Origin of the sequence: Nonomuraea mesophila, assembly GCF_004352805.1 — a bacterium.
Lineage (GTDB): Bacteria > Actinomycetota > Actinomycetes > Streptosporangiales > Streptosporangiaceae > Nonomuraea > Nonomuraea longispora.
Genome location: NZ_SMLD01000277.1, coordinates 1 through 7,200, shown reverse-complemented (window position 1 = coordinate 7,200; position 7,200 = coordinate 1). Strand labels below are relative to the sequence as shown.

The 7,200-nt window shown below is 69.7% G+C and carries 10 protein-coding genes; 2 read left to right on the top strand and 8 right to left on the bottom strand.

Annotated features, from left to right (window positions below; translation table 11 throughout):
* Together E1295_RS46130 and E1295_RS49515 are read right to left on the bottom strand one after the other, a co-directional pair.
* Window positions 1-250 (bottom strand): helix-turn-helix domain-containing protein (locus tag E1295_RS46130; protein WP_166427760.1); only part of this gene is annotated, 250 nt, incomplete at its 3' end.
* A gap of 151 nt (window positions 251-401) precedes the next feature.
* Window positions 402-608: a hypothetical protein gene (locus E1295_RS49515; RefSeq protein ID WP_166427759.1), complete on the bottom strand. Its 207-nt coding sequence runs from the start codon at window positions 606-608 to the stop codon at window positions 402-404.
* Between E1295_RS49515 and E1295_RS52820 the strand changes: the two genes are divergently transcribed.
* Window positions 530-859, top strand: a complete 330-nt coding sequence (locus E1295_RS52820) for a transposase (protein ID WP_484214009.1) — start codon at window positions 530-532, stop codon at window positions 857-859. The genes E1295_RS49515 and E1295_RS52820 overlap by 79 nt on opposite strands.
* Window positions 860-1,140: 281 nt before the next feature.
* Here the strand turns inward: E1295_RS52820 and E1295_RS49510 are convergent, their stop codons facing one another.
* The 3 genes from E1295_RS49510 to E1295_RS46115 all read right to left on the bottom strand — a co-directional run bounded on the left by E1295_RS49510 (window position 1,141) and on the right by E1295_RS46115 (window position 3,060).
* Window positions 1,141-1,302, bottom strand: a complete 162-nt coding sequence (locus E1295_RS49510; RefSeq protein ID WP_166427758.1) for a hypothetical protein — start codon at window positions 1,300-1,302, stop codon at window positions 1,141-1,143.
* Between the two features lie 170 nt (window positions 1,303-1,472).
* On the bottom strand, window positions 1,473-2,093 hold the full coding sequence (locus E1295_RS46120) for a TetR/AcrR family transcriptional regulator (RefSeq protein WP_132641439.1): 621 nt from the start codon (window positions 2,091-2,093) through the stop codon (window positions 1,473-1,475).
* Window positions 2,094-2,097: 4 nt separating this feature from the next.
* A complete protein-coding gene (locus tag E1295_RS46115; protein ID WP_281284814.1) occupies window positions 2,098-3,060 on the bottom strand; it encodes an aldo/keto reductase in 963 nt (320 codons plus the stop codon).
* A 161-nt stretch (window positions 3,061-3,221) separates the two neighbouring features.
* Between E1295_RS46115 and E1295_RS46110 the strand changes: the two genes are divergently transcribed.
* Window positions 3,222-3,752, top strand: a complete 531-nt coding sequence (locus E1295_RS46110; RefSeq protein WP_132641436.1) for a pyridoxamine 5'-phosphate oxidase family protein — start codon at window positions 3,222-3,224, stop codon at window positions 3,750-3,752.
* Between the two features lie 22 nt (window positions 3,753-3,774).
* Here the strand turns inward: E1295_RS46110 and E1295_RS46105 are convergent, their stop codons facing one another.
* The 3 genes from E1295_RS46105 to E1295_RS46095 form a co-directional block, all read right to left on the bottom strand.
* On the bottom strand, window positions 3,775-4,767 hold the full coding sequence (locus tag E1295_RS46105; protein ID WP_132641434.1) for a magnesium and cobalt transport protein CorA: 993 nt from the start codon (window positions 4,765-4,767) through the stop codon (window positions 3,775-3,777).
* Between the two features lie 18 nt (window positions 4,768-4,785).
* Window positions 4,786-5,790 (bottom strand): NAD-dependent epimerase/dehydratase family protein, encoded by a 1,005-nt coding sequence (locus E1295_RS46100; RefSeq protein ID WP_132641432.1) that lies wholly within the window; start codon window positions 5,788-5,790, stop codon window positions 4,786-4,788.
* Between the two features lie 292 nt (window positions 5,791-6,082).
* Window positions 6,083-7,200 (bottom strand): alpha/beta fold hydrolase (locus E1295_RS46095; protein WP_132641430.1); only part of this gene is annotated, 1,118 nt, incomplete at its 5' end.

The following is a 7,200-nucleotide window of genomic DNA, read 5'->3' as shown; positions in this document are numbered from 1 at the left end:
CCTGCTGAAGAGGGACCGACGACACCTCGAACAGGAAGTCGTATTCTCCGCTGCGCTTCCACGCCGTCAGGCGCGCGGAGGACTCCACGTAGGAGACGCGACGGCCTTGCAGCGTGTAGGCGCGGGTGCGCTCTTCGAGTGCCTTGTTGTAGACGAGGCGGACGCAGCCGAACGTCCGGGCAAGCTCTTCGGCCTGCTCGGGGGTCGGGTAGAAGCGGTACTTGAAGGCCCGCTTCACCATCTGCGCCACGCCTCACATCATACCGCACGATCAGCTAGCAATCGTGTGTGTGTTCGATACGGCGGTCCGCCTGACGGCGAATCGGCTGCCCATGCCCTGCTCCGCAGGAGACGGATTTCTCCCCCGCCTTCAGGACTCCGTTGCCCAATTCCGTTGCGTGTCACGCTGTAATACCAGCCTGCAGCAGGCAGGCCGTCCGGGCGGCGTCGCCGTCGGGCAGACGGTAGGTATCGACGCGTTGCCCGTAGCGCTCTTGCCAGATGGCGGGCGCCCACGTGGCCAGCCAGCGTGGTTCGGCAGCGGCCAGCGCGTTCAACGCCGACCGCATCACCTCACCGACAAACTCGGCCCGGTTCAGCGACCGCACCGCAGCCAGCACATGCGTGGATTCCGAAGGGGACGCTGGCGATCCGGATTCGGGATGCGTTGGGCTCGTTGTTCGCAGATGAAGAGTTCGCGGGCATGTTCGGGGTGCGGGGGAGTCCGGGCCTGTCGCCGGGGCAGTTGGCGCTGGTGTCGGTCCTGCAGTACGCGGAGAAGCTGTCCGATCGGCAGGCGGCCGATGCGGTCCGCGGCCGGATCGAGTGGAAATATGCTCTCTGGGTCGGAGTTGGATGATCCGGGGTTCGATTTCTCGGTGCTCAGTGGCTTCCGTGCTCGGCTGGTGGCGCATGACCAGGAGGAACACATCCTGGAGTTGCTTCTGAAGCGCCTGGATGAGCTGGGCTTTGTGCGATGTGGCGGGCGTCAGCGGACCGATTCCCGCCGCCCGCGCCACCCGCACGGTCATCTCGGGAATCTCCGGCCACGGACGCGGCTGCATCGACACCACAGGCTCCTCTCCACCGCCCGGCGAGGGGAACCCGGGCAGAGGAAGGACATCGTGAACCAGAAAACGATCAATGCGAAGAAGGCGCGCCGAATTGGGCAACGGAGTCCTGAAAGCGGGGGTCTCCTCGGAGGTATCCGATGATGAAGATGATGCCGCACAGGGCGAAGCCGCGCAGCGCGTCGAGGGCGGTGATCCGCCTGCGCGGGCGATCCGGGACAAGGGGAAGCATGCGACCAGGATCACGAGCGGGGGACCGCGTCCGCTTCGGGCGCGTGGCCATTTTCTCGTTCCCGTGGTCGAATCCGCTTCCTCCTCAGGACCCTGCGGAGCGGCGATCATCTGACGCGGCGGACCGGACGGGACCTTCTGGCCGTCCACGGGCTCCAGGCCGGTCCAGGTTCAGCTGGTGAGGGACGCGCGGCCCTCGATGAGCGCGAGCGTGGCGGCGGCCGCGCGTTGAACCGCCAGTTCCACGCCCTGCTCGCCGGTGCCGAACATGCCCAGGTGCAGGAGTTCCGCGTGGCCGTGCGCGGTGGCTGCGACGGCCAGCCCGAGCGCCTCGGCGGCCACCGGATCGTCCGCCGACAGGGCCATGGCCCCTGCCTGGAAGGCCTCCTTCACGGGGCGGGACGCCTGCTCCAGCTCCGGTTCACCGGCCGTCGACCACATGCCGAACAGCGTCTCGAACAGCGCCCGGTGCTTCGCGGCGAACCGTACGTATCCCCTGGCCACCGCGACCAGCCGATCCTGCGGTGCGCTGCCGCCGCGTTCCGCAGTGACGGCTTCGACCAGGAGGGTCCCTGCGCGTACGCCGACCGCGAGCAGCAATTCGTCACGATCGGTGAAGTGGCGGTAGGGTGCGCTGAGCGCGACCCCCAGCTGCCTGCTCGCCTCCGCCATGGAAAAGGCCTGCACACCCCGCTCGGCGACCAGTTCCATGGCGGTTTCGATGAGCGCAGCGCGCAGGTCGCCGTGGTGGTAGCGGTCACGTTTGGTCGTCCGGGACACCTGTCGGGGCATGATCTCAGATTAACGACAGCTCATCCAGCGTGCGGATCTCGCTCTCGGTCAGCCGGAAACTCATCGTGCCCGCCGCCTCGGCCGCCTGCCCAGGTCTGGAGGCGCCGGGGATGGCCACGACCGTGTCGCCGTACCGGGTGATCAGCCAGTTGAGCGCCACCTGGGAGATCGTGGCGCCGTGCTCCTCACCGATGCGGCGCATGGCCTCGATGAGGGGAGCGGTGCGTGCGAGCCCTCGGTCGCTCAGCTGGTTACGGGAGAAGATCCTGCGCGCCGGCGGCGCGGACCTGGCCAGGCTCACGTCGCCGTGGTAACGCCCGGTGAGGACCCCGCCCTCCAGAGGCGAGTACGCGATGAGCGTGACGCCCAGTCTTCGCGCGGTCTCCAGCAGGCCGTCCTGCTCGACCTTCCGGTGCAGCAGACTGATCCGCACCTGGTTGGAGGCCAGTGTGACGCCTTCGGCGGCCAGCACGTCGTGGGCGAGCTCGAGCTGCCGGGCGGAGAAGTTGGACACGCCGACGGCACCGATCGTGCCTTCCCTGAACAGTCTCGCCATGACTTTGAGCTGGGCGGAGATGCTCGACAGGCTTCCGCTGGGCGAGTGGATCTGGTGCAGGGCGATGGGATGGCCACCCAGGTGCTTCAACCGGTCGCCGACGGTCGCGGCGATGCTGGCCGCGGTGCGCAGATGTGGTGTCCACTTCGTCGCGACGCTGACCTGCCCGGGGGCGATTCCGCACTGCCGTAACGCGGTGGAGAGGGTCTCCTCCGACCGGCCCTTGCCGTACATCTCGGCCGTGTCGAACCACGTCACCCCGTTGTCGAGGGCGGCGCGCACGACCGAGGTGGCCGTCTCCTGGTTGATGGGATTGATGATCAAGCGCGTGTAGTTGTCCGTGCCGGCGAACTGCATGCATCCCAGTCCGATGGGGCTGATATCGATGTCCGTCCTGCCGAGCCGCCGCATGTTTATGTGATTAGCATTCACATTGTGATAGGCTATCACATTGCGGCATGCGCATCCCCGTTGCTGGAACCGCAACGTCCGGCCCGCGTCGTCAGGGGCTCGGACGCGGACCCGCGGCCTGTCACCGATGAGTTCCCGGCCGCGCGACGGTCTCATCGGGTATGAGTGAACAAGCACCCAGCGCGACCACGAACCTCGACCGTTACGGAGACGCGGAACTGCCGTGGAGCCGCGCCCGAGACGCGCTCGCCGCCGTGCCGAGCCCCGACGTCACGTACTTCCTCGGTACGTGCCTCCCCGACGGAACGCCGCACGCCGCGGGTGTCGGCGCGCAGTGGCTGGACGGCGACCTCTACTTCACCAGCGGCCCGGCCGCCCGCAAGGCTCGTAACCTGGCGGCCGACCCGCGTTGCACCATCTCCGTCCGGCTTCCCGGCATCGATCTCGTCCTCAACGGCAGCGCGGTCGAAGTGAGCGATCCGCAGACGCTGGAGCAGGTCGCCGCCGGCTATCGCGCGGGCGGCTGGCCCGCGGAGGTCGACGGTGACGCGCTCACGGCGCCGTTCAGTGCGCCCAGCGCGGGGCCGCCGCCCTGGCAGGTCTACCGGTTCGGCTTCCACACGGTGGTCGGCGTCGCGACCAGGGAACCGTACGGCGCGACCCGCTGGCGTTTCGAACCCCGGCAGCCGTAGCGCGGCGGGAGCGGATGGCGCATCACAACCAGCCGCTCCTGCGCAGCAACCGGTGGACGACGAGCACGGCGACGACCATGAGGCACAGGCTCAGCGGATAGCCGAGCGACCAGTGGAGTTCCGGCATGTGGTCGAAGTTCATGCCGTAGATCCCGGCGATCATGGTGGGGACGGCGATGACGGCCGCCCATGCGGAGATCTTGCGCATGTCGGCGTTCTGCTGCATGGCGACCCTGTTCTGGTCGCGCCCCACCAGGGCCAGGTGGGCGCTCAGGGCGCTGGTGAGCAGTTCGTTGTGCTCGTCGACCTGGGAGTCCACGCGCAGCAGATGGTCCAGTACGTCACGGAAGTGGTCGCGGGTGCCCTCGCACAACGCCACCCGGCCCTTCACGATCTCCTCCAGCACCGGAATGAGCGGGTCCTGGGCCGTCCTGAACTCCAGGACCTCGCGCTTGAGTGAGTAGATGCCGGCCGTGACATCGTCGTGCTCGCCGCTGAAGACCCTGCGTTCCAGCGCGATGAGGTCGAGCTCGACCTCGTGGGAGACCTCGGCGTAGGTGTCGACGACCTGGTCGCAGATCGCGTACAGCACTCCGGCGGGGCCGGACGCCAGCAGCTCGGGATCGGATTCGACGCGCAGGCGCACCCCGCTCAGGGGGTTGGCCTGGCCGTGGCGGACACTGATGACGAAGTCGTCGCCCAGGAAGAGGTTGATCTCGCCGACCTCGATGTCGGAGCTCTCCTCGACGTACTGCAGGGGCTTGAGCACCACGAACAGGGTGTCGTCGTAGCGTTCGAGCTTGGGCCGCTGGTGGGCGTGGATCGCGTCCTCCACCGCCAGCGGGTGCAGCCGCACCTCGTGGGTGATCAGGTCGAACTCCTCCTGCGTGGGCTCGTGCAGGCCGATCCACAGAAAGCTGTCGCCTCTGGCCCGGGCGGCGCCGAAGGCTTCGCTGATGTCGCCGCTGACGGTCTCGCGCACGCCACCGCGGTAGATGGCCTTGTCGACAATCATGGTGCGATTGTCGCGTGGTCATCCGCCTTCGGGTGCGAGGCTCAGGGCGTCGAGGAGTGCGTGCTCACGCCCGGCGCTGAGGCCGGCGCGGCGTTCGCGGTCGAGGCCCTGCTCGCGTTCCCATACCAGCGTGTCGGACACCAGCTCGGCCCGGGGCCGGTGGCGCAGCCCCGCGGCCTGCGCGGCGGCGCCGCTGCGGGCCGACCAGCCCTCCCAGCCCGGCTCGACCAGCCACATCGGGAGGGACTCCGCTCCCATGTACTGAATCACGCCGTGCTCGAGCAGCCAGGCCGATCCGGCGGTGACGACCGGCCCGGTGTGGCCGCCGGCGGCGCGGCACAGCGCGATCCAGGCGTCGAACGGGACCACGGGGCCCACGGCGTTGTAGGTGCCGGTGGTGCCGCGCTCGGCGGCGTCGAGCAGCCAGGCGGCCAGGTCGCGTACGTCGATGACCTGCGTCGGAAGGTCCGGCGTGTCAGGGACCAGCATCGGCCCGTGCGGGTCGCGCGCGGCACGGGCCGCCCAGTAGCCGGAGCGCCCGCTGTGGTCGCCGGGGCCGCCGATGAGCCCGGCACGGGCGATGAGCAGGCGGTCGCCTACGACGGCCGCCGACGCCTGCTCGCAGGCGACCTTGGCCTCGCCGTAGAGCCCGCGGTCGGCCTCTTCGCGGTCGGTCGGGGCCAGGAGCGGCGCGGACTCGTCCATGCCCGGCTCGGCGTGGGAGGCGTAGGCGTTGCCGGAGGAGACATAGGCCCAGTGCCGGGCCCGGCGGCCCAGCGCGGCGAGCGCCTTGCGGACGAAGCGGGGCTGCCACGACACCTCGACGACCGCGTCCCAGTCGCGGCCGAGCAGCGGCGCGTACGCCGAAGCATCGCGCCGGTCGGCCGCCACCAGTTCCGCGCCGTCGGCCACCGCCCCGCTCTCGCCGCGCGCCAGGCACGTCACCCGGTGCCCGCGCTCGATCGCCTGCCGGGACACCTCCCGCCCCACCCACGCCGTCCCGCCCAGAATCACGATGTCCATCCCGCTACTCAAGCACCGCGAGGGCTGGGAGCCCGGGTCGGTTCACTGACGGCGGACTCGGTTCGCTTCCAGCGCATCGAGGGCGCGCCTATGGAGCGAGCGCCCCGAGGTCGCCCCCTGTGGCCGCCGCCCTGAGACCGGACGACGTCGATCCGCGTTACGTCATCCAGTACGGCGGCCAAGGTGCTGGTCGGCGAGCCGTGCGCACGGGCACAGACGGCAGCGGAGGAGGCCGCTCCCAGCTCACCACCCTCGGCGCGGTGGAGAGGGTGGTCCTAGCGACCAAAGATCGCTAGGACGCCGCACCGAGACCTTCGCAGCCCCGATCGATCCGGCCTGTGGTGAAGTACGCCACCACCTCGCCGGCGCAGGAAGAGTCCTTCATCGCTGACCCGTGCACGTCGTCGCGGACCGTGAACACCTTGCCGCCGATGGCGGAGCGCATCTGGGGCGTCCACTGGTACGGGGTGCCGTGCTCATAGAGGTGCCCGGAGAGCACCAGCGACCCTCCGGTACGGCGTTCCGGCATCTTCTGCACCGGCAGCGGCCAGCCGGCGCATTCGACGGAGAACCGCCTGGCCCGGCCCGTGACCGGGTTCTTTTCGAGATGCCGCCGATAGGCGGCCCAGGCGGCGGGGAATCCGAGCCGGCTGGAGTCCTCGTTGCAGGCGACCGCCAGCCTCATCGTCGTGTTCTGGATCTCCGGCGCGCCGGGCACCATGCGCGTGGGGGCCCTGTCGAGGAGCTTCTTCAGCGCGGGAGGCGCGGTGGAGCCGGTCGCGTCCCGCAGTTCCTTGAACGCCTGGGCGACCTGCGGCCACTCCGGCGAGTGCTGGCTTGCCAGCCTGGCGACCACCGAGCCGTCGACGGGCATGCCCAGGTCGGTGAACTTCTTCGGTTTCGCGTCGTGCTTCTCGCGGAGTTTCAGGATGGCGGCGTACACCTTCTTCTTGCTGGTGCCGAAGCCGTAGGCGTCGTGGCGGCGCGCGATCCAGGCCGCCAGGCGCAGGAAATCCCGCTCGGCCGCTGACGCGGTGTCCACCGCCGCGTCGGCCACGTTGAACCGTGGGCGCACCACGCTGTCCAGGAACATGCGATGCACCTTGCCCGGAAACGCGCCGCGATAGGCCACGCCGAGCCGGGTGCCCCACGACACGCCGAAGAAACTCCAGGTGCGCTCGCCCAGCGCGGACCGTACGCGGTCGAGGTCGCGGGCCACGTTCAGCGTGGTGAGCCGGCCTAGGAAGGCGGGGTCGGACCGCCCGCAGGCGTCGTTGGCGGCGGCCTCGCGCTCATAGTCGAGCTTGGCCGCCTCCTTGGTCGGTGGTCCCGGCTGTTTTCCGCCCGGCTCCGGAGCGGCCCCCGGCCCGCCCGGGCTCGGGGTCGGGCCGGGGCCTGGCTCGCCGGGGC

Excerpts from the sequence above, each read along its gene's own strand:
- E1295_RS49510 (WP_166427758.1), bottom strand. The coding sequence starts at position 1,302 with ATGCTTCCCCTTGTCCCGGATCGCCCGCGCAGGCGGATCACCGCCCTC.
- E1295_RS46120 (WP_132641439.1), bottom strand. The coding sequence starts at position 2,093 with ATGCCCCGACAGGTGTCCCGGACGACCAAACGTGACCGCTACCACCAC.
- E1295_RS46115 (WP_281284814.1), bottom strand. The coding sequence starts at position 3,060 with ATGCGGCGGCTCGGCAGGACGGACATCGATATCAGCCCCATCGGACTG.
- E1295_RS46110 (WP_132641436.1), top strand. The coding sequence starts at position 3,222 with ATGAGTGAACAAGCACCCAGCGCGACCACGAACCTCGACCGTTACGGA.
- E1295_RS46105 (WP_132641434.1), bottom strand. The coding sequence starts at position 4,767 with ATGATTGTCGACAAGGCCATCTACCGCGGTGGCGTGCGCGAGACCGTC.
- E1295_RS46100 (WP_132641432.1), bottom strand. The coding sequence starts at position 5,790 with ATGGACATCGTGATTCTGGGCGGGACGGCGTGGGTGGGGCGGGAGGTG.